The sequence below is a fragment of the Sulfurimonas sp. HSL-1716 genome, from assembly GCF_039645975.1.
Taxonomy (GTDB): Bacteria; Campylobacterota; Campylobacteria; order Campylobacterales; family Sulfurimonadaceae; genus Hydrocurvibacter; species Hydrocurvibacter sulfurireducens.
Window position 1 is genome coordinate 78,637 of record NZ_CP147918.1, and the last position, 23,449, is coordinate 102,085.

Genomic DNA, 23,449 nt, shown 5'->3' on the forward strand with positions numbered 1-23,449 from the left:
ATTTTTTATTTGTGATAAAATATTTTAAATTATAATGATCGGAGGAATTGTTTATGTTTGGCTCAGGTGCTAAGATTGCAGAGATAGAGAGAAAGTATGAAGCCGAATTGGCAGCTCTTCAGACGGAAAATGAAGAATTAAAAAGCAAAATAGCACATTTGCAAAGTGAAAGTTCTAAACCAAAAGACGAAGGTAAGACACCGGAGCTGGTAGATGAGATTATTGACAGCTACAGTGCAGGTACGCTGTTCTTGCAAAAAATAATCGAAGACAATCTTCAAAAACTTCTTTCGATCAATGAATTGAACGACAAGACGGTCAATAGAATGGAAAATGTAGAGGAGGAGACAAATACTATCGCGAATTCGATCGATAGTATCCAGCAATACTCCAACCAGCTCGGAGATGATTCCAACTCTTTAAATTCGAGCGTTATGTCGATCGCCGATATTATCAACCTTATCAAAGATATATCCGATCAGACCAACCTGCTTGCTTTGAATGCCGCCATCGAAGCCGCGCGCGCGGGTGAACACGGACGCGGTTTTGCCGTTGTTGCCGATGAGGTAAGAAAGCTTGCCGAACGTACTCAAAAAGCGACGCAAGAGGTCGAGATAAATATAAACGGACTTAAACAAAACTCAAACTCTATGATGGAGATAAGCAATACGTTCATGGAAGAGACAGGTAAAGTCATGGATATTCTTGACGGGTTCAGAGAGAATGTTTCTGCTGTCAGACGCAACTCGAGAAGCATCCAAAAAAGTACAGAAGCTCTTACGAACGAGCTGCATGTAAGTAACGGAAAGATCGATCATATAGCACTTAAACTAAAAGGCTATAAAGCCATGATAGATCAAACTTCTATCGATGTGGTTGATGAGCACAGCTGTAGATTCGGCAAATGGTTCGCTACTATAACAGATACGCTTTTAAAAGATCATGGAAAAGAAGTAAACGTCATATCAAGACACCATTCGAACGTTCATCAGGGTATCAAACAAGAGGTTGAGCTTTGGACATCAGGAAAAGAGAACGAAGGACTCGCACGAATGAAAGATGTGGAAAAATCAAGCGATGAAGCGTTTGAAGTTCTTTTAGCAGCCGTCAGGGATGCTTCAAAGTAGGTAGGGCTTAAATACTTCGATGGTGAGCCCCATCGCAGTACTTTCAAAGCCGCGAACCTCTTTTATATATTTTTTACAAAACCCCTCTACCATACAGGCACCGGCTTTTCCCCGCCATGTGCCGCTTGCAATGTACTTTTCCATGGCGTCTTCGTCAAATTTCTCAAACAGATAATCAGTGGATGATATATCTATGATCTTTACCTCTTTGCTGTGATAGATCAAGCAGGTAATGATGGAAGTGATGCTGCCGCTTTGGGTTAGAAGAATATTTCTGGCTTCGTCTGCGCAGCGCGCTTTTCTTAAGATATTGCCGCCTGTGGATACGACCGTATCGGCTACTAAAAGAGGATGTTCGTCGATACCGAAATGTTTGAAGTTGACCTCATATTTTCCCAGTGTTGCCAGATAAACGAAGTTCTTTGCATCTTTGGCGACAATGGAATCTTCATCGAATTCTACACTTTCTTGCAGGAACTCTATACCGGCATTCTTTAAAAGTTTTGCACGGGTCTGTGAAGAGGAGGCAAGCCTAATACGCATTTCTCAAAAATACGCCCAGATAGATCGCGGCAAGTCCCAGAAGTATATTGAGAGGAACCATATATTTGGCGATAAACTTAAGTTTTGAAGCAGCTTCGATAAGATCGCCGTTTAAAATAAGGTTTGCGGCCTTGTTGCGCTTTAGAACCATCGCAAGGAAGTTCACCGTCATAACGACCCAGAGAGATTCTTTTACATGCACCATGTTGTAGACAAACATAGCGTAGTTGTTTAAAACATGTCCGCTCGCATCCACCGCGGAATCTCTAAAGCCGTATCCTACGGCCATGATCACAGCCGTGATTATAAGGATGACGACAAACGGAGCAACGATGCTAAAGAGTCTTTTGAGTGCATATGAAGAGCGTTCTATTTTTTCGGGAACACTGTCTATCATCTGGATGGATTGGTGTGCCGCAAAACGCATAGCGATCATTCCTCCGACCCAGATAACGGCGCTGAGGATGTGCAAAAAGACGACGATGTTCTTGTATTCGGCAAAGACTGCATAGATAAGATGCTTCATTAGGACAAAGCTTTCGTTATGAAGTCGTTTGCAACCTCTTTGGCTTCAGGAAGCTTTGTTACGTCTTTTCCTCCCGCCTGTGCGAAGTCCGGTCTTCCGCCGCCGCCGCCGCCAAGAACAGGAGCTACTATCTTGATCCAATCGCCCGCCTTAACGGCAGAATTTTTGATCCCCGCTGCGATGAGAACTTTGTCCTCTTTTACCTGGAAAAGCATCGCGCAGATAGATTCGTGTTGATTTTTAAGCTCGTCAATACGCTCTTTGATGTCCCCGGCAGTTATCTGCTCGATCACGACAGCCGTTGCTCCGATCATTTGAACGTCTATCTTCTCTTTTGAAGCATTATGTGCTTCTACCAGTTCATTTTTGAGCGTATGCACCTGCTCTTTGAGTCTCTCTATGCCTGCAAGCAGGTCTTGGTTCTTGACACTCTCTTTTGCCGTATTTAGAGTGTGGCGCTGTGCTTTTATGTAGTTGTACGCCGCATTGCCGCAGACCGCTTCGATACGTCTGACACCCGCACTCACGCCGCTCTCTTTTACGATGATGAACGTTCCTATCTCGGTTGTGTTTTGAACGTGCGTCCCGCCGCAGAACTCTACCGAAGCGTCGCCGAAACTGACGACTCTGACCCTGTCGCCGTATTTTTCGCCGAACTGGGCTTTTGCTCCGCTGTTTTTCGCTTCTTCGATATCCATCTCTTTGGTCATTCCCGAGATGGAGTGCATGATCTGGAAGTTGACGGTTTCTTCTATCTGAGCTATCTCATCGGCAGTAAGCGCTTTTGGATGTGAAAAATCGAATCTCAGACGCGTGGCTTCGACAAGCGAGCCCGCTTGGGATATATGCGATCCCAGAGTTTCGTAAAGCGCTGCGTGAAGCAGGTGGGTCGCAGAGTGGTGTTTTGTCACTTCGCCCCTTGAGATGTCAACCACGGCTTTGACGGTGTCACCTACCTGTAAAGTTTCCGTTAGTTCGATATGGCTCAGGATAAGCCCATGGAATTTTTTGGTATCAAGCACTTTTGCATACCCGCTCAAGACACCGATATCTCCTGCCTGTCCGCCGCTTTGCGCATAAAACGGAGTGTTGTCTAAAAGTACCCAGCCCGTGTGTCTTGCATGAATCTGCTCGACGTTTACAAAATCTTCGCTGAGCAGTGCCAGAACTTTTGAATCGTATGAACGGTTTTCATAACCGACAAAACTGTTTTCTCCGAACTTTTCCAACAGCGTCTTGAAATCTCCTGCGGCATGTTCGTCGCCGCTGCCTTTCCATGCAGCTTTTGCACGAGTTCTCTGTTCTTCCATAAGCGCATCGAATGTTTTGCTGTCGAGTTTGAGATGTTTCTCTTTGAGCATGTCTTCTGTGAGATCCAGAGGGAAACCGAAAGTATCATAAAGCTTGAACGCCACCTCTCCGCTGAAAATCTCTTGTGTATTTTTCAGCTCTTCATTGAAAAGTTCTATTCCCGACTCTATGGTTTTAAAAAATCTTGCCTCTTCGAGCTCTATCTGCTCTTTGACGGCATCGGCCTTCTCGGTTAAGTATCCATACTCTTTACCCATAACGGAGATAAGGGTATCGACAAGTTTGTACATAAACGGTTTTTTAAATCCTAAAAGATACCCATGGCGTACACCGCGGCGGAGGATACGGCGAAGAACGTAGCCGCGCCCTTCGTTTGAGAAGTTCACACCTTGAGCAAGCAGGAAGGTTGCCGTACGGATGTGATCTGCGATGACCCGAAAAGATGCACCGCTCTCGTAGACGTACTCTTTTTTTATCATCTGCGAAACTTGGTTTATAAGAGGCATAAACAAAGATGAGCCGTAGTTGCTTGTAGCACCTTCGGTAATGGCTACGACTCGCTCCAGCCCCATTCCCGTGTCGATGGACGGTTTTGGAAGCGGATGCAGATTGCCTTTTGCATCGCGCTCATACTGCATGAACACAAGGTTCCAGATCTCTAAAAATCTGTCTCCCTCTCCTCCCATTTTGTCTTCGGGTCCGTTGAAGTGTTCTGCTCCCTGATCGTAAAATATCTCGCTGCACGGACCGCATGGACCCGTGTCACCCATCTGCCAGAAGTTATCATCATCACCCAGGCGCATGATGCGCTCTTTTGCGATATGTTTCTGCCAGATAAGCTCGGCTTCGTCATCGCTGTCATGGACCGTTACCCAGAGTTTGTCTTTATCGAGCTTCAGTACTTCGGTTATAAACTCCCATGCGTAGGCTATGGCGTCCTCTTTGAAGTAATCGCCGAAGCTGAAGTTTCCAAGCATCTCAAAGAATGTATGGTGGCGTGCGGTGTGCCCTACGTTTTCCAAGTCATTGTGTTTTCCTCCGGCGCGTACGCAGGTCTGGCATGACGTAGCACGCGGATTTGCAGGGGCAGGAACCTCTCCCGTAAAAATCGATTTGAACGGAACCATCCCCGCATTGTTAAACAGCAGCGTCGCATCATCTGGAACAAGAGGAGCACTCTCTACTCTTGCATGATTTTTCGATTCAAAAAATTTTAAAAACTCTTCTCTGATATCCATAATAGTTATTCTCGCATGTAAAATTTGGCGATTATATCTTATTTGCAATTAATCTTTTATATAATCTTGAATATAATAAAAACGAAACCAACATACAGTGATTAAAATTGTTTGTTGAAAAGGCGGTTCTCTTATAAAATTCCCGTTACAAAAATGAGTTTTGCGGGAGCTGTGCGAAGGATTGAAGATGGAAAATGTATATTTGGGACGTCAGCCGATAGTTGACAGTAATTCCGCTATATGTGCTTATGAGATCTTATACAGAGATAAAAACAAGCAGAGCAATATAGACGGAGACAGACATGCGAGCGCTTCGGTCATAAACAGTGTTTTAAACGTATTTGGAACAAAATCTCTGCTTGGAGATCATAAAGCTTTTATAAAGATCGATGAAAAATTTTTGATGCATGACATAATCTTTACTGTGCCCAAAGAGTTTTTTATCTTCTCTTTGCTCAGTAAGGAAGATATGAGCGAAAGAGTGGTCGAGCGGATACGGCAGCTGCATGCAAAAGGCTATCAGCTGTGTATCAACAATGCAAGTTTGCTGGAGATGGACAGATATGCCGTAATCTTTAAAGAACTGACTCATATGGAGATAGACTTTGAGAGGGGGATGCCCTCCAATGTAAAGGATATTATAAAAAAGCTAAAGTCATATAATATTACGGTTATCGCTACGAAAATAGAGACGACAAAAGATTATATATTGGCAAAAGAGCTTGGCTGCGAATGGTTTGAAGGATATTTTTTTGCAGAACCCAAGATCATAGAAAATGAAAGATATGAACCGTCGCAATCGCACATACTGAAACTTTATAATCTTCTTTTAGAAGATGTGAGCATAGATGAGATTACAAAAGAGTTCGAAGCAAATCATGAGATAACGGTCAAGCTTCTGCAGTTCATAAACTCGGGTGTTTTTCATTTTAGACAAAGGATCTCGTCCATTCATCATATTCTGGTTCTTGTCGGCCGCATACCGCTTGCACAATGGCTTATGCTTATGATATATTCAAAATCCGTTTCCAAAGACAACATGAAATCACCTCTTATGCTTATGGTGAAAAGCAGAACGGAACTGATGGAAAACATCCTAAAAGCAGTAGATAAAAATGCAGGCAGCAATATGATGGGAGAAGCTTATTTTGTGGGAGTGCTCTCTCTTGTAGATACCATTTTCAGCGTGAAACTGGAGACGGTACTTGAGGATATGCATGTTTCCGATGAGGTGAAATATGCGATCCTTTACGATGAGGGAATTCTTGGTGACATATTTTCATTGGTGCGCGACATAGAAGCGTTTGATACATATGCGATATCCGAGTTTGAAAAAAGACATAGACTTCAAGACAATGTGATTAAAAATATCGTCCTTCAAAGTATAAAAGAGGTAAACAGCTTTGAGAACCCCGGCCTTTCAAGCTAGGGTTTAGTTAATAACGACAGATTTTATCTCTGTCATCTCTTCAATGGCAAAGCGCGGACCTTCTCGTCCGACACCGCTTAGTTTTACGCCTCCGTAGGGCTGTATGTCAAATCGTAACGTCGGTATGTCGTTTATGATGATACCGCCTGCTTCAAGTTCTTCGATCGCACGTTTGGCAAGAGAGAGGTCATTTGTAAAGACAGAGAACTGCAAGCCGTAAGGAGAATCGTTCATTTTCGCTTTTGCAGTGTCAAAATCATCTACCCTGATAAGCGATACGATTGGTGCGAACACCTCTTCGCAGACGATCTTCATCTCATCCGTGACGTTCGTCATGACGCATGGCCAAAAAAGCCGTTGGTCTGTTTTGACCTCCAAAAGAGAGGAAGCACCTTCGCTTACGGCGCTTTCTACCCAGTTTTTTGCTCTGGCGACGGCGTCTTCGTCTATCAGCGGTCCCATAAACGTATCTTCGTGGTAAGGAGAACCGACTGTGAGTTTGGCGGTCTCTTTTGCCATTTTGGCGGCGAACTCTTCATATATTTCACTGTTTACGTAGATACGCTGCAAAGAGATACAGACTTGTCCGGAGTTCACAAAAGCGCCCAACGCACATTTTTGCGCCGTGTATGCAAGGTCGGCGCTTTTATCTATGTAGGTTGCGGCATTGCCTCCGAGTTCCAGACTTACTTTTTTGATCCCTGCGCTTTTGGTGATGATCTCACCGACAGGTACGCTTCCAGTAAAGCTGACGACTCTGGGGATATCGCTGGTTATAAGCGCGCTTCCCACTTCCGCATCGCCGTAAACGACGCTAAGGGCATCTTTGATGGCATATTTACTCTCTATAAAGAGTTTTGCAAACTTATATGCCGTCAGAGGTGCTTCGGGTGTCGGTTTTAAGACTACGGCATTGCCCGAGACGAGCGCGGGGGCAAGTTTATGGGCTATGAGGTTCAGCGGAAAATTAAAAGGAGTGATAGCCACTACTACTCCGGCAGGCTCTCTAACAAAATAGGAGACCGCTTTTCTTCCGCTTGGCATTGCATCGGTGTTGATTGTTTCGCCGTGCATCGTTCTCATCGTCTCCGCGCTGAGTGTGATGGTTTCTATGGCACGTTCCACTTCGATACGCGAGAAAGTTATGGGTTTGCCCACTTCATCGGTTATAGTATTTGCGATATCCTCTTTGTTCTCGCGCAGTTTGGAGGCGACGTCCAAAAGCCATGAACACCTTTGCCAAAGCGTCGAGTGTTTTGCTTCTTTGGCTGCGTTTTGCGCTATTTTGAGTGCTTTTTTTGCATCATCGGCACTGCATAGGGGAGCACGGCTCACCACTTCGCCGCTAAAGGGACTGCGTCTGTCGGAAAAAACCTCTTTCGTGTCCTCTGTTGAACCGAAATATATCTTTGCATCCATATCAAGACCTCCTAAAATGTATATATCAGACTCGTTGTTTGCGAGAAATCCTCTTTCTTTACGCCCAAAGCCGGTTTTGAATCTATATTATAAAACAGTTTCAGCGATATGAAAAGTTTAAGATAGACATGTACTTTCAGTTCGGCCGCATTTGAGATAATATAGTCATCAAAACTATCGATCCTCGGCTGATAATATCCGATATATGCGATATTTGCATCTTTGCCAAGTTTTTTGGAGTAGGAGAGGTAGATATTTGCTCTGGCATTGTCCTCTTTTTTGTCAAAAGAGGTGGTATAGTCTATGTGTTCGTAAAAGAGTCCCGTTCCGACAAAAGCATTTCCGATCGCCTTGTCAAGCAGATGAAAACGCAGACCTCCTCCAAGTAAAAAGCGTTCTTGAATCTTGGTGAACTCGTTCGTCTCAGATTGCACGAAAGTCTCCCAATTGATATCTTTATTGTCGAGATATGTATGAATATATCGTAGATGCGCATAGGTTTTGTTGGTGTTTTTCACGCCTGAAGCTTCTGCGTAGTTCGCGGTGAATTCACCCCATGTGACGTAGCTTTCATTGCTGTCGTACTGTATGTTTATACCGCCTTTGTATTCGTCTTTTTCGGTATTTCCTCTTGTGGTCTCAAAAGAGGCTTCGAGCTCCCCGCTAACCCCGGGTTTTTTCCCTATCTCTACGGGTTCTATCGAAACGACGGCATATGAAAATGTTAAACAAGTGAGAAGTAGTACTAATAAACGCATCTCTATCCTTTTTTAAATTATGCCATTCTACTGAAAAGGAGATTTGAGTATGCTAAGATGAAGTTTTAGGGTTTACATGTAAGCAAAGATTATGATTACATGTAAAGAGTATTTTGGAGTTATTTTTTCTGATTTCCGTTGGTTATAAAAGAGATGATCCCTTCGCGTGCGATGATATCTTCATATTTTTTTGTGCGCTGCAGAGCATCGCTGAATCCGTCAGGCGAACCGGATTTTGTTTTGACGACCGCATTGGAGACGCGTTTGCCCGTTTTGTCGTAAGCTTCGATCGTCGTCGTTCTAAACGCCCAGACCATCTTTGCGAACTGCGGGTTTGCAGATGCTATCCTTTTTGCTACGGCATGGGTTCGTATCTTTATCAAGACGTTATATGCCCTGTCGCTGAACTTAAAGTTTTCCAGACTCAGCTCGGAGCGTATCAGAGATGCAAGAGATTTTGAGTTTTCGTCCGATTGTATTTTAAAGACAAGATCGTTTTGAGCTTCTCTTATCTCTTTTGTGTACATCTTATATCTGCTAAGATATCTGGAATCATTGAAGTTCGGTTTTATGATCTTGATGATGGGAAAGTAATTATCGGTTTCGTTTAGCATGGCGTTTATTTTATTGCTGAGCTTTAGTTTTTCAAAAACGGTAGAACTTGAGAATATTTCCCATTCGTTCATTATCCGTTCATCCACTTTTTTTAGCTTTGTGATGTAAGTACGCGCAAGATCTTCCCTGTTCACTTTTACTAAAACATGCCATCTTTTTCCGTCATCGTAGCTCTCTTCTATGCCGACGTTGGAGTATTCTATCTCTTTTGCTTTTGTTACGACATCCTGTTTTACCTTGCTTAAGACATCTTCGTTATCGCCGAGCCTTGAAGCAGAAAGGCTTGAGGTGAATGTAGAATCTACCGAGACGGAGATACGTGATGAGATATCCGCAAGAGCGTTATTTTTGGCATCGGTCTGCGTTTTGCCTTCGCCAACGCCGTAGTAGTATGCAGGCGTATCGCCAGGCGGCGAGTTTATCCATGCCGCAGCCGCCGTATTTTGCGGCAGAGACTCAGAAGCTCCGTTACATGACGCAAATATCAGCAATCCTAAAAACAGTGCAATCATTCTAAGTTTTTTCATGTTGTCTCCTATATCGTTTATTTTACATCTTGCTGTGTAGATGTTGCATTGTCCTCGTTTTTTTGCTCTTTTGCATCTTGTACAGAGGCTTTGTCCGCTTCTGCCTTAGCATCCGCTGCTTCGACTATGATGTTTGTGATCTCTTCGTATTTGGCTGCGACCGCTGCTTGTTTATGCGCGTAGTATGACCCCATTCCCATGTTAGGCAGGAAATACAGGGCATTCTTCGTTAGACGTTCTATACGTATTTTGAACTGTTCGGCGAATCGAGGGAATCGCGCAGCCGCACGGGCTAGAGATACCAATTCTGTCGGAAAATTCTGCAGTATCGGCTGTGTGCCTACGTTTGCAAGAGCGACCCCGAATGCGGAGTATGCTTCATCTGCGCCGTTTTCAATCTCTTTTGAAACGATATTCACGTTACGGGCAAGCTTTACCTGTTCCTTATCCAGCTTGATATCGGATTTTAAAGCCGTCGAAGCATCGTCTAAGAGGGTAAAATATATTTTTTGTTTTTCATCGGCATCCGCTTCGGCTTGAGTGATCTGTGCCGCCAGATCATTTAACTGATCGTTTATATTTTTTTTATCCTGTTCGCTCAGCGGAGTATAACCGGGATTTTTTGCAGGAGTCGATCTTTTTTCTTGATCCTGATTTAGTACGGTTTTTAAAGATCCCTCCTGCCCTTTTAGCGAAGCGACGTTTTTTTGTGCTTTTAGCATCTCGTCTTTTGCCTGGGTCAGATCCTTTTGATAGTTTGTCGGAGTAAGTGCGATCAATGCTTCGTCAAGCGTTTTGTAGGCATCGGTCGTACTTGCCTCGACCAATTTTAGTTTCGCATTTTTAAAAGAGAGGAAATTTTCCGCCGCCGGATCGAACTCAAACGGATCGGGCCAGTTTGCTCTGTTTTTGCCGTATAGGATTTCGAGTTTTTGCACGGCTCTGTACGTGAGCGGAGAGATAGGGTCCGCTACGGCGCCGGCGATGGCACTTATATCAAATCCCGTCATATCGTTGAGCTGTTTCATGCCTGCCGAACAGCCGAGCATCTTGCGCTGAATGGGCTCACTGTAACGAACGGTCATATAATAGGGATCTTTCTTTAAGACTGCCGCGAGATATTTTTGCTCGGTAGCATTGAGATCCGCTGCGATCAGGCGCGGCCATACCGCATCTCCCGATATCTCCATCAAATTGCTCATAACGTTGTTCTCACGGACTATCGTCATTCCGATAGCGACACGGTTCACCTGTTTTTCAAGCGTAGGAACCTCTACCTGGCTAGCCAAGCTTTCTTTTATGGCGCTGCACCCGGTCATATTTACAAGAAGCGCAGCTGCTGCACTTATCTGAATCATTACAGATCTTAATCTCACCATTTGTTTATCTATTTCCTTTGTTATTTATATATTTATTCAAACTCATCGGCAGATCTGCCAAGTTCCCCGTTTCGGTTTTTGATCAATCCCTGATTTTTTGCATCTTGAGCCTTGGTCTTTTTCAAAAGTTCATAAAAGTTGTCAAAACGTGCTTTTGCAGATATGACAAGCGTATCTTTTGAACCGCCTTTGCTTAAAGCCATATTATAGTATTCGTCCGCTTTTTCCAGTCCTTGCAGGTTTTCGCTCACGCTTGCCTGCGCCTCGTACAGGATTGCAAGATCATAGTAGAAATTCATATCGCGTCCGCCTTTATAGCTTTCCATAGCTTTTATCGCACCGCTGTAATTTCTTCGTTTGGCGTAATCTATCGCGTAAGAGATATCATCGGGAAGCGCTTTGAACTCACGCAGCTGAAAAGTTTTGAGCGGGGATATGTCTGCCACGAAATCTTCTACGACGTCTTTTGCCGCTTCGGACGCGAGCTCTGCTTCAGACGGCAGTCTTATGACGTCTTTTGACTGGCGATTTTTAGACGTCTTGTACGATTTGGACAAAAACTCCTCCGCTCCGCGTGAAAGAGTGAAGTTTATCTCAAGCTCCAGCGAGCGCTTATGTGCCGTCGTATTGTACTGGTAGTTCTCTACGCTCATGATCAAGACGACATCGTTTTCTCCTGCTATTGGATTGAGTGCGATGAAGTTTGTCTGCGTAAGCTTGGTCTTGATATTGTCTATAAGATAATCTCTCATTTTCGGGAGAGCTCTTTTTATGTTCAGTACATCGGGGTTTATGGCAATAGCTATATATGCACCTTCTGGGATCTTATCGTCTTTGGTGATCATTTTTTTGATCTTTGCTTCCTCCCTCGGCGGCGAATATGAAGGGATGGCTATCTTTGCGCCTGCTGCACATCCCGTAAGAAGCAGTGCACTGAAACTAAGGGCTAAAACTAGATATTTACGATACAAAACACTCTCCTCTATAAGTAATGTTAATAATAATTAACAAGTATAATTTGTTCAGATTTAAAGATGACTGAAAACAAGATAAATGTATTGTAATCTTAAAAGATAGTTTTGATACACTACAAAAAATATTTTAGAAGAGTTCATGCCAAGAATAGAGAACGAAAAATTTTACAAAGCATCGCTGGAAAAGCACGGGTTTACTTGCAGGGCTCTGCACTGGAACAGCGAGCGCAATCAGGAGATAAGGTTCAAGATCCTTCTTTCACTGTTAAAAGAGGATATAACCGCATGCAGAATTGTAGATGTCGGCTGTGGATTTGGGGACATGTACGGCTACATGAAACAAAAACCGCTGCGCTATACGGGCATAGACGTAATGGACGAGATGGTCAAAGAAGCAAAAAACAGGACCGGATGCGAGATATTAAAGCTCGATGCCTGTACGGACGAACTTCCGCATGCGGATTATTATCTGTGCAGCGGGGCGATGAACATACTTCAGAAGTTCGAGACGTACCAGTTCATACGCAACTGTTACGGCGCGTCGGAAAAAGGATTTCTTTTTAATATTTTAGAAGGGGAAGACGAATCTCTGGTGTATAATTATTTTAAAGAGAAAGAGATCAGAGAACTCGCTCGCCAATTGGGTGCGAAGATAGAGATACGAAAAGGGTACCTGCAAAAAGACATGTCGGTGGGGATGTATAAGTAATGTGTGCAATATTTGGCATAATCGGAGAGTACGAAGAGCAAAAAGCGAGATATGCCTTGTCACTGATGCAGCATCGCGGACCGGATTTTTGCGGTGTCGTACAAGAAAACGACCTCTTTTTCGCACACAATCTTCTAAGCATCATGGACACATCTGCAACCGCGCGCCAGCCGCTGCGCCACAAGGATATCATTGTAAGCTTCAACGGCGAGATATATAATTTTTTAGAGCTCAAGCGCGAACTGGAGTTCGAGTATCAAAGCAGCGGAGACAGCGAAGTGCTGATGGCCGCGTATCTCAGATGGGGGGTAGATTTCGTCCGGCATATTCGCGGAATGTTTGCTATAGCGATCAAAGACGGCGATACGCTTTATCTTTTTCGCGACAGGTTCGGCAAAAAACCTCTGTATTACCATCAAGGAAAAAGCTTTGTGTTTGCTTCGGAGATCAAGGCACTTGTCCCGTTTTTAAAACACCGCAGTCTGGATAATGACGCACTTTTAAGCTATCTTTCGTTTTTGGCACCCACGCCGCCGCACACTTTTTTCAAAGGGATACAAAAACTCGCTGCTGGAGAGTATCTTACATACAGGCACAATAGGATTGAGATAAAACGCTATTATGATATTTTGAATGTAAAGCCGGACTTGATAAGTAATGAAGATACTGCCTTAAAGCTGATAGAAAAGAGTCTTTTTGATTCGATCAGTATACGTTTAAACTCCTCTGTGCCGGCAGCTTCGCTTCTTTCAGGCGGAATAGACAGTGCTTTTATCGCAGCCATTGCAAAAAAGAGGGGGCATTTGCTGCATACTTTTACGCTGGGATACGATGAATACCGTAATTACGACGAACGCAAAAATGCGGCTGTGACGGCAGAATTTTTGGGTGTAAGAAACAGCGTCGTCGAGATAGATAAAAACAGGTTTATAGAAGCAAGCGACAGAGTGTTCGATACTCTTGACGAGCCGTTGAACGATCCTGCTGCGATTCCCTTGTATCTGCTTTTTGAAGAGATTGAAAAAGAGGGGTACAGAGTCGTGATGAGCGGAGAGGGAAGTGATGAGCTCTTTTTGGGCTACAGGCAGTATTTTGAGTACCTCGATATACAAAAAGCTTCGGGACTTATGCATAAAAACTGGCTCAAGAAATATTTTCGTTCAAACTTTTCGATGAACAGGGAGTGGGAATGGTATAAGCGTATCTGGGAAGATACGCTTTTGTTTCGTACTTCCGGAGAAAAATTCACGGATCTGCAAAAGAACGAACTGTTACGTCAAAACATAAGAGACAATGAATCTTTGAAATATCTCAAACCCTACAGAGACAGATTTGAGAGCAGTCTGCATACCGATGAGAGTACCTGGTACAGCTATGTTGATCTAAACATCTTTCAGGCGGAACATTTTTTGAGAAAGCTCGATCATGTGAGTATGGCGCACTCCATAGAATCGCGTACGCCTTTTTTGGATCATCATCTGGCAGAGAACATATTTGGGCTTGCTCCAAGTCTGCGTTATAAAGACGGTATCACAAAATCGATCCTAAAAAAGATCGCTTCACCCTATTTGAACGAAGAGATACTAAAACGTAAGAAGAAAGGTTTCTCAAACCCCTATATGGAATGGCTTATGGCTTCGGGAAGAATATCTCTGATCAAAGAAGTGAACGAGCAGACGGGGATGTTTAAAAAAGAGGTGTTGGAAAAATATATCGAACGGGCAGAAAGAGGAAGATTTAAACAGCATGTCTGGGGACTCTACGTACTCTCTTGGTGGATCAAGAAGAACCTGCTATAAAATTCAGATCGATTTTTCCTGTATGAGGGATAGTTCCAGCGGACCGCTGACATAGTTGGAAAAAAAGTTCAATATTTTCATATCTTCGGCAGTAAAATCACCGTCTATTTTGTTAAGAAGCTGAATTATTCCTATGATCTCGTGATTTGAGTCGAAAATAAGCGTGGTAATGATGTTTCTTGTCACAAAGCCTGTTTTTTTATCGATGTTTGGCATAAAGAATTCATTGTTGTAAGGGTCGTTTACAAGCTGAGGAGTTTTTGATTTAAAAGTATGTCCGACGATTCCGGAGTCTATGGATATAGCGATGCGGCCGATCCCGTCGCTGTGTTTTGTCCAAAGCATATCGGCATCGTAATCGACAAGGAATATGGAACATCTTTCACAGTTGAGCAGTCTTTTGGCTTCGATAGATATCAGCTCAAGGGCATTATCCATATGGGGCGTCTCAATAAGCTGCTTACCAAATTTCGCTATTTCCGTAAACCTTTGCATCTCTCATCCTCATTAGTAGTTGTTTTTTAATTCTTCTATTGTTTGTCCGCTGTTTTATTTTGATCGCATAGGGGTAATTATACCCTTTTCTTGAAAGTTTTCTCCTGCATCTTTTATTCTTCGTTTTCATCTTCAAACATCGACGCCAGTTCCAGATAGGTACTGATATAGTGAGAAAAGAATATCATAAATCTTGTATCTTCCTTGTTGAAACCGCCCTCTTTATTTAAAAGCTGCAAAACACCGATGATCTTTCTGTCCGAACTAAAGACAGGAGAAGTCGCTATGTTTTTTGTGATGTAGCCGGTTTTATGGTCTATCTCTTTTAAAAATCTGCTGTCTTTGTAAGGGTCATTGCTGATGATGGGTTTTCTCTCTTTTATAGTATATCCGGCCAAACCCTCATCGGCGGATATTCTTATCCTGCTTATTCCGTCTGCGAATGTTGTCCATAACTCGTTTTTTTCACTGTCGTATATGTAGATCGAACATCTGTCGGCGTTAAGCAGGTCTTTTGCCGTTTTTGAGATCAAGACCAAGCCGTCGTTCAAAGAGGGTTTTCCTAACAGTTTTTTTCCAAATTCCGTCAATTTTGCATATCTAGAACTGTTATCCATAATCTTTCTCCGCTGCTATTATTTACGGATGTTATAGAGATATTAGAGTTTTTCTATAACAACACCGTTGTCTTTTATAAATTTTGAGATGACTTCCGAATGTGTATGTTCGTAAGATTTTGCGTACACTATGCGTTTTATACCGCTGGCGATAAGGTTCTTGCTGCATTCGCTGCAGGGTTCCAGCGTAACGTAGATGGTCGCTCCCTCTACGCTTATTCCTTTTCTTGCAGCCCAGATGATCGCATTCATCTCGGCATGGATCTCGTAGGTCTTGGACCAATCGTGATGCTCTTTTGTATACTCTCCGTCCCAATGGTCGTTACAGTTTGTATATCCTGCGGGTGTTCCGTTGTAGCCCGTGCTGAGTATTCTTCCGTCTTTTACGATGACGGCACCTACCTGCTTAGAGACACATTTTGAAGCGCTTGCAATCTCTGTGGCTATATTGATAAAATTTATATCGCTTAGCATATCTGCCCTGAAATTTAATATTTGTTATGGTATTATATCGCAAAATTTTAATATATATTTTGGAGACTTAAAATGGACATGAAACAGATAAAGGCGCTTATGCGCGAATTTGATGAAAGTGGTTTAAGTAGATTAAAAATTGCGAAAGATGAATTTAGTATAGAACTTGAAAAAGCAGTCGGTGCCGTTGCGGCTCCCGTGACTGCCGTCGCTGCTGCACCTGTTGCTGCTGCACCCGTCGCTGCAGTTGCAGCCCCAAGTGAAACTGCTGTCGAAATTTCTGGCGATATGATCCTTTCTCCAATGGTCGGTACTTTTTATGCATCTCCGTCACCGGACTCTCCTGCATTCGTTAAAAAAGGAGATACCGTTAAAAAAGGTCAGGCTCTGGCGATACTCGAAGCGATGAAGATCATGAACGAGCTTGAAGCCGAATTTGACTGTAAGATCCTTGACGTATTGGTGAGTGACGGTCAGCCGGTCGAATATGATATGCCGTTATTTGTAGTAGAAAAGATTTAATCGATGGCAGAAATAAAACGTATACTTGTTGCAAATCGCGGTGAGATAGCTCTTCGTGCGATCAGAACGATCAAAGAGATGGGCAAAGAAGCTGTCGCTATCTACTCGACGGCAGACAAAGGCAGTGAATATCTAAAACTGGCTGATGCAGCTATCTGTGTCGGCGGCGGACCGAGCTCTCAGAGTTATCTGAATATCCCTTCCATCATATCTGCCGCGGAGATCAGCGGTTGTGACGCGATCTTTCCGGGGTACGGTTTTTTAAGTGAAAATCAGCATTTCGTCGAGATATGTACGCATCATAAGATCAAATTCATAGGACCGACTCCTGAGATCATGGTTCTTATGAGCGACAAATCAAAAGCAAAAGATGTTATGGTCAAAGCGAATGTTCCCGTAGTCCCGGGAAGTGACGGTGCGATCACCGACATTAAAGATGCAAAGAAAAGAGCAAAAGAGGTCGGCTATCCGGTCATCTTAAAAGCCGCTCAGGGCGGCGGCGGGCGCGGTATGCGTGTCGTTGAAGACGAAAGCTACCTTGAAAACGCATTTTTAGCAGCTGAGAGCGAAGCGATCACTGCGTTTGGCGACGGAACCATCTATATGGAAAAATTCATCAAAAATCCTCGTCATATCGAAGTTCAGATCATGGCAGATTCTCATGGAAACGTGATCCATGTAGGTGAGCGCGACTGTTCCATGCAGCGTCGACATCAAAAACTCATAGAAGAGTCTCCGGCCGTCGTGTTGACTCCCGAAGTAAGAACAAGGCTTCATGACGCGGCAGTTCGTGCAGGCGAGTTCATCAAGTATGAGGGTGCCGGAACTTTTGAGTTCCTGCTCGATGCTGACCTGAACTTCTATTTTATGGAGATGAACACGCGTCTTCAGGTAGAACATACCGTTTCTGAAATGGTAAGCGGGCTTGATCTTGTCAAAATGATGATAGAAGTAGCAGAAGGCAAAGAGCTCCCAAAACAAGAGGAGATAACTCTTCATGGACATTCTATCGAGTGCCGTATCACGGCAGAAGATCCGATCAAATTTCTTCCATGTCCAGGAAAGATAAGCACCTGGATAGCACCGGGCGGAAAAGATGTTCGTATAGATACGCATGCGCATGCAAACTATATCGTGCCTCCGACGTATGACTCGATGATAGGAAAGCTTATCGTTTACGGCAAAGACAGAGCTGAGGCGATCGCTAGAATGCACAGAGCTTTGAGCGAGTTTCAGGTAAGCGGTATCAAGACCACGATACCGTTTCATAAAAAGATGATGAAAAACCCCGATTTCCTAAGCAACAACTTCGATACGAAATACTTAGACGGGTATAAAGGCTAAAAACCGATATATGAACTTATGTTCATATATCTTCTCTCTTCGTTAATTTTCTATTTTTTACTCGGGCATTCTTATCGTTTGTATGTTCGCGTTTAGTCTTGCGCGGTCAAAATACTCTTTTAAAACCTGTTCTCGTTTATCGTTCATGATCATATTCGTGACCTGAGCTTTTATATCTTCAAGAGGCGTCTCTTTGTTTTTAGCAACGCTTTGGACATAAAAGCTGAGATAGCCGTCCTTACCGTTTGGAATAACGGCGGAGAATCCGTTTACGGGAGTTTTTTCCAGCATCTCTGCTAGCTGGGGCGATATCTTTTTGTATTCGAGGGTCTGATCACGGTGTGATATCTCGGGTGAATAGAACATTGGATTGTCTATCTTTTCTTGAAGCAGATCTTTGCGTTTAGATTCGTATACGATCGTTGTAAAGCTCTGCGGGTGGTTAAACTTCGCTTTGTTGAGTTCGTAATAATCTTTTATCTCCTGCTCATCGGGCTCTTCCATATGAGAAAACGCGATGGATTGGAAAAGTTTTTCGTTGACGAGACGCTCTTTGATCTTCTTTTGTATTTCTGAAGATGTCAGGTTCTCGCTGTTGGCGACAGCTTCATAAAACTGGTTGACGTTCATATTGTTTTGGCGTGCCATATTTTTTATCTCATCGATCACTTCATCATTGCTCACTTCTATTTTACGTGATCGTATCTCCTGTTCTTGCAGTTTTTTTCTTATGAGAATATCTATGCTTTTGCTCTGATCCAGATGGGAGTCATGCATCATCTTTTTTATGTCCATCGTCGTTATGGGGTCATCCTGTACCAAGATGGCTACGCCGTCAACCATTTTTGCATTCAGAGCCAGAGAGAAAAGTATCAAAAATATGATTTTATACATGTAAGTCGCTTTTTAATTTAATTTGAAATCTTATTTTACCCGCTTTTAACCAATGATTATCTAAAATTACATACTTTATAAAAAGGCTTATTATGGTTGTTACACGTTTTGCACCCTCACCTACGGGATATCTGCATATCGGAGGCCTTAGAACCGCACTTTTTTCATATCTTTGGGCCAAAAAAAACGGCGGTAAATTCATCTTGCGCATAGAAGACACCGACTTAACCCGTAACTCTCAAGAAGCGGCGGATGCTATTGTTGCGGCATTTAAGTGGCTAGGACTCTCGCATGACGGCGAAATCGAGTATCAGTCAAAGCGTATGGATATCTACAAAAGATATATCCAAAAACTGCTAGACGAGGGTAAAGCTTACAACTGTTATATGTCAAAAGAGGAGCTTAACGAGCTTCGAGAAGAGCAGATGGCACGTAAAGAACGTGCGATGTACGACGGGCGGTACCGCGATTTTACGGGAACTCCGCCGGAGGGTGTCGAGCCGGTCGTGCGCATAAAGGCTCCGCTAGAAGGAAGCATAACGGTGCAAGACGGCATCAAAGGGGATGTAACCTTTGAGGTAAAAGATATTCTTGATGATTTCATCATTGCCAGAGCCGACGGAAGTCCGACATACAACTTTGTCGTGGCTATCGATGATGCACTTATGGGTATAAATACGGTCATCCGCGGTGACGATCATCTCTCAAACACGCCAAAACAGATGGTGGTCTATGAAGCTTTAGGTTTTGAGATACCCAAATTCTATCATGTGCCGATGATCCATAACTCTCAAGGAAAAAAGCTAAGCAAACGCGACGGAGCTACCGATGTCATGGAGTACAAAAATCTCGGTTATACACCCGAAGCACTTTTAAACTTCCTGGTTCGTCTTGGATGGAGCCACGGAGATCAGGAGATATTCTCTATGACGGAGATGATGGAGCTTTTTGATCCCAAGGATATCAACCGTTCGGCCTCCATCTACAATGTCGATAAACTCGATTGGCTGAGCGCACATTACATAAAAAACATGCAAAATCCCGAGCTTTCCGAACTGCTGGAGTATTTCGGATTGGTGCTCTCCTCGCATGATAAAAGAGAGATATTGCTAGACGCTTTAAAAGAGCGCGCAAAAACATTGCAGGATCTCGCCGATCTGATCAGTGAAGTCCTGGGAGCACCCGTCGTATATGATGAAAAAGCGGTCAAGAAAGCTTTTAAAGAGGATTCTTTCGAGATATTGAACGACTTTGCTGCGAGACTGAAAAAGAGCGAAGATCTTCATCTTCCAATTGACTACCACCGCGTGATGGAAGAGCTTGTAAATGAGAGAGCCATCGGCTTTGGCAAGATAGGCCAGCCTCTGCGCGTAGCGCTGCTGGGAAAACTCTCGGGTCCAGGTCTGGATGTCGTGATGTCCGTGATCGGACGTGATGAAACATTGCAGCGCATAACCTCTGCAATAGAAGCAAACAGCTAAATAATATAACTTTTTAGTGATTATATAAATTTTAATAGCTTAGACGATCAGAAAGATTGGATTGTAAGAATGGCGGGTAAAAGCAAAGAAGGAGAAATTTCTTTGCTTTTAAAATAGGTCGTTATCCTCTACGATTATTTTGTAGCGAATTTGTAGTCAAGCATCAACCAAGTAACAGTTTTGTCATGTGTATAACCAGTTGCTTTCCCTTTGTTGTAAGACGCATATTTTACCATACCTGTAAGGTTATTTACGCCAGGGATTTTGTTTACGTATACAGCATCGAACTCTGAACCGAGATCTTTTGTAGTTCCGCTTGTTTTAGCCATATCTTTATCAGCGCTAAATGAATGATAAACACCTAAAAGTTTACCGAAACCTTTTGCTTTATAACCAAGACGAACGTTTGTATCGATCAAACCGCCTGTCGGTGTAGATAAAAACATATCTGCCCAACCGTTGAATGCATGACCAGTTGCAAGAGGCGTAGCAAATGCTGTTTTTCCTCCAGCAGGTTCACCAATCTTTTTACCACTTAAGTACTCATAGTTTGCACCGACTAATACGCCAGAGATATTAGCGCCTAAATCCAAGTTATAGTATTGCGCGTCAGCTTTGTAGAGATTTTTATACTCAGCTTGAGTAGACGCGGTAGTACCAGTATAATTTGTTGAATTTTCTTGATATTTAATTGATGCATCAGTTTGTTTTGCATACTCTGCACGGTAGTTAAGTTTTGCCATGCCTGCATCTATGTTTCCTGTTAAAGCAGCACCGTAAGTGTCGCTACCATATCCGTGTAAAGAGAGCATATAGTCGTATGCAGTGATAGTCAGCTCAGGCATTACTTTGTATGAAGCATGTAGTAAAACAGATTTTGTATCTGTTGCTTCCGTATCTGCAAGGATAGTGTTTCTTCCATACACATAAGCGGCTAAAAGTGAAAGGTTGTCGATACTGTTATCTACAACGGCAACCGCATCAAATGTTTGAAACATTTGTCTCCAGCCTACCGCACCGATAAAACGTTGGTTGTCAAGATTTACCATTTGGCGACCTGCACGTACCAAAGTTTTGCCCATTTTATAATCGACATACCCTTGAGTCATACGAGCTGTTTGTGGATCTTTGATAAAATCATATTGCGTTTTACCGTTATCAGTACTGTTATAATTTTTATAACCGAAAGCGTTAACGCTTGTCGCTTCCAAGTAAGCAGAAAGTCCGTCAACTTGTAAAAGGTCCGCACTAATGCCTAAAGTAGTACGAGTAGTAAAAGCTTGCGCTCTGTCCAAGTTGTTGTCTTTTACATCTGCGTTCTCATAACGAGCACGGATCTCCCCTTTAGCTTTTACGTTGCTTAATATGTTCAGTCCATCAGCACTCGCGCTAACACTTAACCCCCCTAGAATCAACGGCACTGCAGCCATCGATAATAACAATCTTTTCATTTCATTTCCTTGTGTTAAAATATAGGATCAGCGGAAATTATAACACTGATGCATTACAATTAATTTGATTTACATCAAGAAAATCTTAATTTAATTTGGTATTATACTATTAATGACAAATACATTGGATTATATTAAATTATTGGATTTCTTTAAAAGTTTGAACGAAGACAACCTTTTAAAGTTGAGTGAAATGTCGGTAATACATCAGTACCCAAAGGGGTATGTATTATATTATGAAGATGATATAAGCAATAAAATATTCTTTTTGGTCGAGGGTCTGCTTAGGACTTATAAAGTGGACAGATACGAGAACGAGATATTTTTGAGCTATGTCTATAAAAACAAACTGATCTCGGAGATTTCGTCGTTAAGTAACAATGATATCCATTGTTATGCAAATACCGAGTTCGTAGAGGACAGTATAGTATTAGAGGTAGATTATGAACAGTTTAAAGAACATTTCATATATACAAGCCTCTTGACGGACAAGTTTATTGAAGAGATATTGCGCCAAACGCATGAACTGCACTGCATCATAAACAGAGAGTTGATATTCGATGCGACGGCCAGAGTGACATACATGCTGTATGAGGATCTGCAAACCTTTAATAAACTGAAAAGACAAGACGTATCAGCAATGCTGCATATACAGCCGGAGACCTTATCCAGAATACTTCATAAACTAAAAAGACAAAAGGTTATAGATCTTCAAAAAACGGATGTAGTTATCGTAAACAGAACCGAGCTACGAAATATTTTTACCGGAAACGACCAATGAAAAAACAAAACATCAAAATCACAACGAAGATAAAGATCTACGGCGCCGTACTGGTGACACTGATGCTCAGTCTTATCAGTATCAGTATATATCTTAATCAAAAAAACACAAAAGATGCCCTGCTTATCAATATAGCCGGAAAGCAGAGGATGCTTACGCAAAAGATCACAAAAGATATCTTTTACATATATTACAGCAAGAACGCAAACTATACGGATCTGGATGTTTCCACAAACGAATTTATGAAAAACTTCAAATATATCAAACAGTATGAAGGACTGCAGGATATTTTAGAACTTTCCGAATCTCCGATATCCGTTCAGCTGGATAAGGTCGATCATCTGTGGAACGGTTTTTACAACGATATAGTAAGGTTTAAACAAATAGCGGGCGAAGATCAAAACAGTCCTGAGCTAAAAGGGCTTGTAGACAATATATTCGTCAACAATACGGTTTTGTTAAAAGAGGTTGACCGGGTCGTGGCTATGCTTACGGAGCTGAGTGAGAACAAGATAAAAAATATAGAAAACCTTCAATACAGTGCAGGTTTTATCCTTATCGTTTTAATAATATATATCATATCGAAACTAAGAAGCATGGAGTCCAATGCCCTGACTTTTATAGAGCACACTAAAAGTCTCTCCAGCCTGCCGAACAATGTCGAGTTAAAACCATTGAACAACGTAGTGGAGAGCGAGATAGTAGAGATGAGCGATATCGTGAACCTGTTTATAAACAAGATAAACAGCGCGATAGAACATTCTAACGAAGCGGTATCGCAGTCAAAACATGCTTCTGTAAAACTTGAAGAGATAACAGAAGAGCTGAACTATATTTTAGACGAGCTCTCGGACAATACTCTTTTACTCAAACATTTAAGCGCGAGCGAAGATATGGCTATTCAATCTACGGAAGAACTTTTCAGCTCGACAAATAAATTGAAACGCTTAAGCGACGAGCTGAACAAACTGCTTATAGAGTGTACCCCAAAATAAACAGATTACTCCCTATTCTTAAACGAAGATTTCATTTTTGA

At 42.7% G+C, this 23,449-nt stretch carries 22 protein-coding genes; 9 read left to right on the plus strand and 13 right to left on the minus strand.

Annotation, left to right across the window (positions count from 1 at the left end; translation table 11 throughout):
• Positions 1 to 53 precede the first annotated feature (53 nt).
• The gene (locus tag WCY03_RS00430) at positions 54 to 1,127 is read left to right on the plus strand and encodes a methyl-accepting chemotaxis protein (RefSeq protein WP_345993033.1); all 1,074 of its coding nucleotides are present in this window, start codon (positions 54 to 56) and stop codon (positions 1,125 to 1,127) included.
• Here the strand turns inward: WCY03_RS00430 and maf are convergent.
• Genes maf through alaS form a run of 3 tightly spaced genes read right to left on the minus strand, consistent with a single transcriptional unit; the run spans position 1,119 to position 4,745 of the window.
• On the minus strand, positions 1,119 to 1,670 hold the full coding sequence (maf, locus tag WCY03_RS00435; protein WP_345993034.1) for a septum formation inhibitor Maf: 552 nt from the start codon (positions 1,668 to 1,670) through the stop codon (positions 1,119 to 1,121). The two genes, WCY03_RS00430 and maf, sit on opposite strands and share 9 nt — an antisense overlap.
• Complete coding sequence (locus WCY03_RS00440) at positions 1,660 to 2,196, minus strand: hypothetical protein (protein ID WP_345993035.1); 537 nt, start codon at positions 2,194 to 2,196, stop codon at positions 1,660 to 1,662. Before WCY03_RS00440 ends, maf begins: the two co-directional genes overlap by 11 nt.
• Positions 2,196 to 4,745 (minus strand): alanine--tRNA ligase, encoded by a 2,550-nt coding sequence (alaS, locus tag WCY03_RS00445; RefSeq protein WP_345993036.1) that lies wholly within the window; start codon positions 4,743 to 4,745, stop codon positions 2,196 to 2,198. Before alaS ends, WCY03_RS00440 begins: the two co-directional genes overlap by 1 nt.
• A 187-nt stretch (positions 4,746 to 4,932) precedes the next feature.
• On the opposite strand from alaS, the gene WCY03_RS00450 reads away from it, so the two are divergent.
• Complete coding sequence (locus WCY03_RS00450) at positions 4,933 to 6,174, plus strand: EAL domain-containing protein (RefSeq protein WP_345993037.1); 1,242 nt, start codon at positions 4,933 to 4,935, stop codon at positions 6,172 to 6,174.
• A 3-nt stretch (positions 6,175 to 6,177) separates the two neighbouring features.
• Here WCY03_RS00450 and WCY03_RS00455 read toward each other — a convergent pair whose 3' ends face one another.
• From WCY03_RS00455 to WCY03_RS00475, 5 genes are all read right to left on the minus strand, one after another.
• On the minus strand, positions 6,178 to 7,593 hold the full coding sequence (locus tag WCY03_RS00455; RefSeq protein WP_345993038.1) for an aldehyde dehydrogenase family protein: 1,416 nt from the start codon (positions 7,591 to 7,593) through the stop codon (positions 6,178 to 6,180).
• Positions 7,594 to 7,604: 11 nt separating this feature from the next.
• Positions 7,605 to 8,351, minus strand: coding sequence for a DUF481 domain-containing protein (locus WCY03_RS00460; RefSeq protein WP_345993039.1), 747 nt, complete (start codon positions 8,349 to 8,351; stop codon positions 7,605 to 7,607).
• Between the two features lie 119 nt (positions 8,352 to 8,470).
• Positions 8,471 to 9,493, minus strand: a complete 1,023-nt coding sequence (locus tag WCY03_RS00465; RefSeq protein ID WP_345993040.1) for an LPP20 family lipoprotein — start codon at positions 9,491 to 9,493, stop codon at positions 8,471 to 8,473.
• A 17-nt stretch (positions 9,494 to 9,510) separates the two neighbouring features.
• Positions 9,511 to 10,851 (minus strand): hypothetical protein, encoded by a 1,341-nt coding sequence (locus WCY03_RS00470; RefSeq protein WP_345993041.1) that lies wholly within the window; start codon positions 10,849 to 10,851, stop codon positions 9,511 to 9,513.
• 53 nt (positions 10,852 to 10,904) lie between these two features.
• A complete protein-coding gene (locus WCY03_RS00475) occupies positions 10,905 to 11,843 on the minus strand; it encodes a hypothetical protein (protein WP_345993042.1) in 939 nt (312 codons plus the stop codon).
• A gap of 142 nt (positions 11,844 to 11,985) precedes the next feature.
• On the opposite strand from WCY03_RS00475, the gene WCY03_RS00480 reads away from it, so the two are divergent.
• Together WCY03_RS00480 and asnB are read left to right on the plus strand one after the other, a co-directional pair.
• Positions 11,986 to 12,555 carry a class I SAM-dependent methyltransferase gene (locus WCY03_RS00480; RefSeq protein ID WP_345993043.1) on the plus strand — a complete coding sequence of 190 codons (570 nt, stop codon included), beginning with the start codon at positions 11,986 to 11,988 and terminating at the stop codon, positions 12,553 to 12,555.
• Positions 12,555 to 14,354 carry an asparagine synthase (glutamine-hydrolyzing) gene (gene asnB, locus WCY03_RS00485; RefSeq protein WP_345993044.1) on the plus strand — a complete coding sequence of 600 codons (1,800 nt, stop codon included), beginning with the start codon at positions 12,555 to 12,557 and terminating at the stop codon, positions 14,352 to 14,354. The genes WCY03_RS00480 and asnB overlap by 1 nt, the downstream gene beginning before the upstream one ends.
• Positions 14,355 to 14,357: 3 nt before the next feature.
• Here the strand turns inward: asnB and WCY03_RS00490 are convergent, their stop codons facing one another.
• The 3 genes from WCY03_RS00490 to WCY03_RS00500 all read right to left on the minus strand — a co-directional run bounded on the left by WCY03_RS00490 (position 14,358) and on the right by WCY03_RS00500 (position 15,940).
• The gene (locus WCY03_RS00490) at positions 14,358 to 14,849 is read right to left on the minus strand and encodes a GAF domain-containing protein (protein ID WP_345993045.1); all 492 of its coding nucleotides are present in this window, start codon (positions 14,847 to 14,849) and stop codon (positions 14,358 to 14,360) included.
• A 113-nt stretch (positions 14,850 to 14,962) separates the two neighbouring features.
• Positions 14,963 to 15,466 (minus strand): GAF domain-containing protein, encoded by a 504-nt coding sequence (locus WCY03_RS00495; protein ID WP_345993046.1) that lies wholly within the window; start codon positions 15,464 to 15,466, stop codon positions 14,963 to 14,965.
• Between the two features lie 42 nt (positions 15,467 to 15,508).
• Complete coding sequence (locus WCY03_RS00500; RefSeq protein ID WP_345993047.1) at positions 15,509 to 15,940, minus strand: dCMP deaminase family protein; 432 nt, start codon at positions 15,938 to 15,940, stop codon at positions 15,509 to 15,511.
• A gap of 72 nt (positions 15,941 to 16,012) precedes the next feature.
• Between WCY03_RS00500 and accB the strand changes: the two genes are divergently transcribed.
• Both accB and WCY03_RS00510 read left to right on the plus strand, forming a co-directional pair.
• Positions 16,013 to 16,462 (plus strand): acetyl-CoA carboxylase biotin carboxyl carrier protein, encoded by a 450-nt coding sequence (accB, locus tag WCY03_RS00505; protein ID WP_345993048.1) that lies wholly within the window; start codon positions 16,013 to 16,015, stop codon positions 16,460 to 16,462.
• Between the two features lie 3 nt (positions 16,463 to 16,465).
• Positions 16,466 to 17,806: an acetyl-CoA carboxylase biotin carboxylase subunit gene (locus WCY03_RS00510; RefSeq protein ID WP_345993049.1), complete on the plus strand. Its 1,341-nt coding sequence runs from the start codon at positions 16,466 to 16,468 to the stop codon at positions 17,804 to 17,806.
• Between the two features lie 57 nt (positions 17,807 to 17,863).
• Here WCY03_RS00510 and WCY03_RS00515 read toward each other — a convergent pair whose 3' ends face one another.
• Complete coding sequence (locus WCY03_RS00515) at positions 17,864 to 18,700, minus strand: peptidylprolyl isomerase (protein WP_345993050.1); 837 nt, start codon at positions 18,698 to 18,700, stop codon at positions 17,864 to 17,866.
• A gap of 92 nt (positions 18,701 to 18,792) precedes the next feature.
• On the opposite strand from WCY03_RS00515, the gene gltX reads away from it, so the two are divergent.
• On the plus strand, positions 18,793 to 20,181 hold the full coding sequence (gltX, locus tag WCY03_RS00520; RefSeq protein WP_345993051.1) for a glutamate--tRNA ligase: 1,389 nt from the start codon (positions 18,793 to 18,795) through the stop codon (positions 20,179 to 20,181).
• Between the two features lie 134 nt (positions 20,182 to 20,315).
• On the opposite strand, the gene WCY03_RS00525 is transcribed toward gltX, so the two are convergent.
• On the minus strand, positions 20,316 to 21,632 hold the full coding sequence (locus WCY03_RS00525; RefSeq protein WP_345993052.1) for an alginate export family protein: 1,317 nt from the start codon (positions 21,630 to 21,632) through the stop codon (positions 20,316 to 20,318).
• Between the two features lie 193 nt (positions 21,633 to 21,825).
• On the opposite strand from WCY03_RS00525, the gene WCY03_RS00530 reads away from it, so the two are divergent.
• Positions 21,826 to 22,413 (plus strand): Crp/Fnr family transcriptional regulator, encoded by a 588-nt coding sequence (locus tag WCY03_RS00530; protein ID WP_345993053.1) that lies wholly within the window; start codon positions 21,826 to 21,828, stop codon positions 22,411 to 22,413.
• The gene (locus WCY03_RS00535) at positions 22,410 to 23,408 is read left to right on the plus strand and encodes a type IV pili methyl-accepting chemotaxis transducer N-terminal domain-containing protein (protein ID WP_345993054.1); all 999 of its coding nucleotides are present in this window, start codon (positions 22,410 to 22,412) and stop codon (positions 23,406 to 23,408) included. Before WCY03_RS00530 ends, WCY03_RS00535 begins: the two co-directional genes overlap by 4 nt.
• Positions 23,409 to 23,449: the final 41 nt, after the last annotated feature.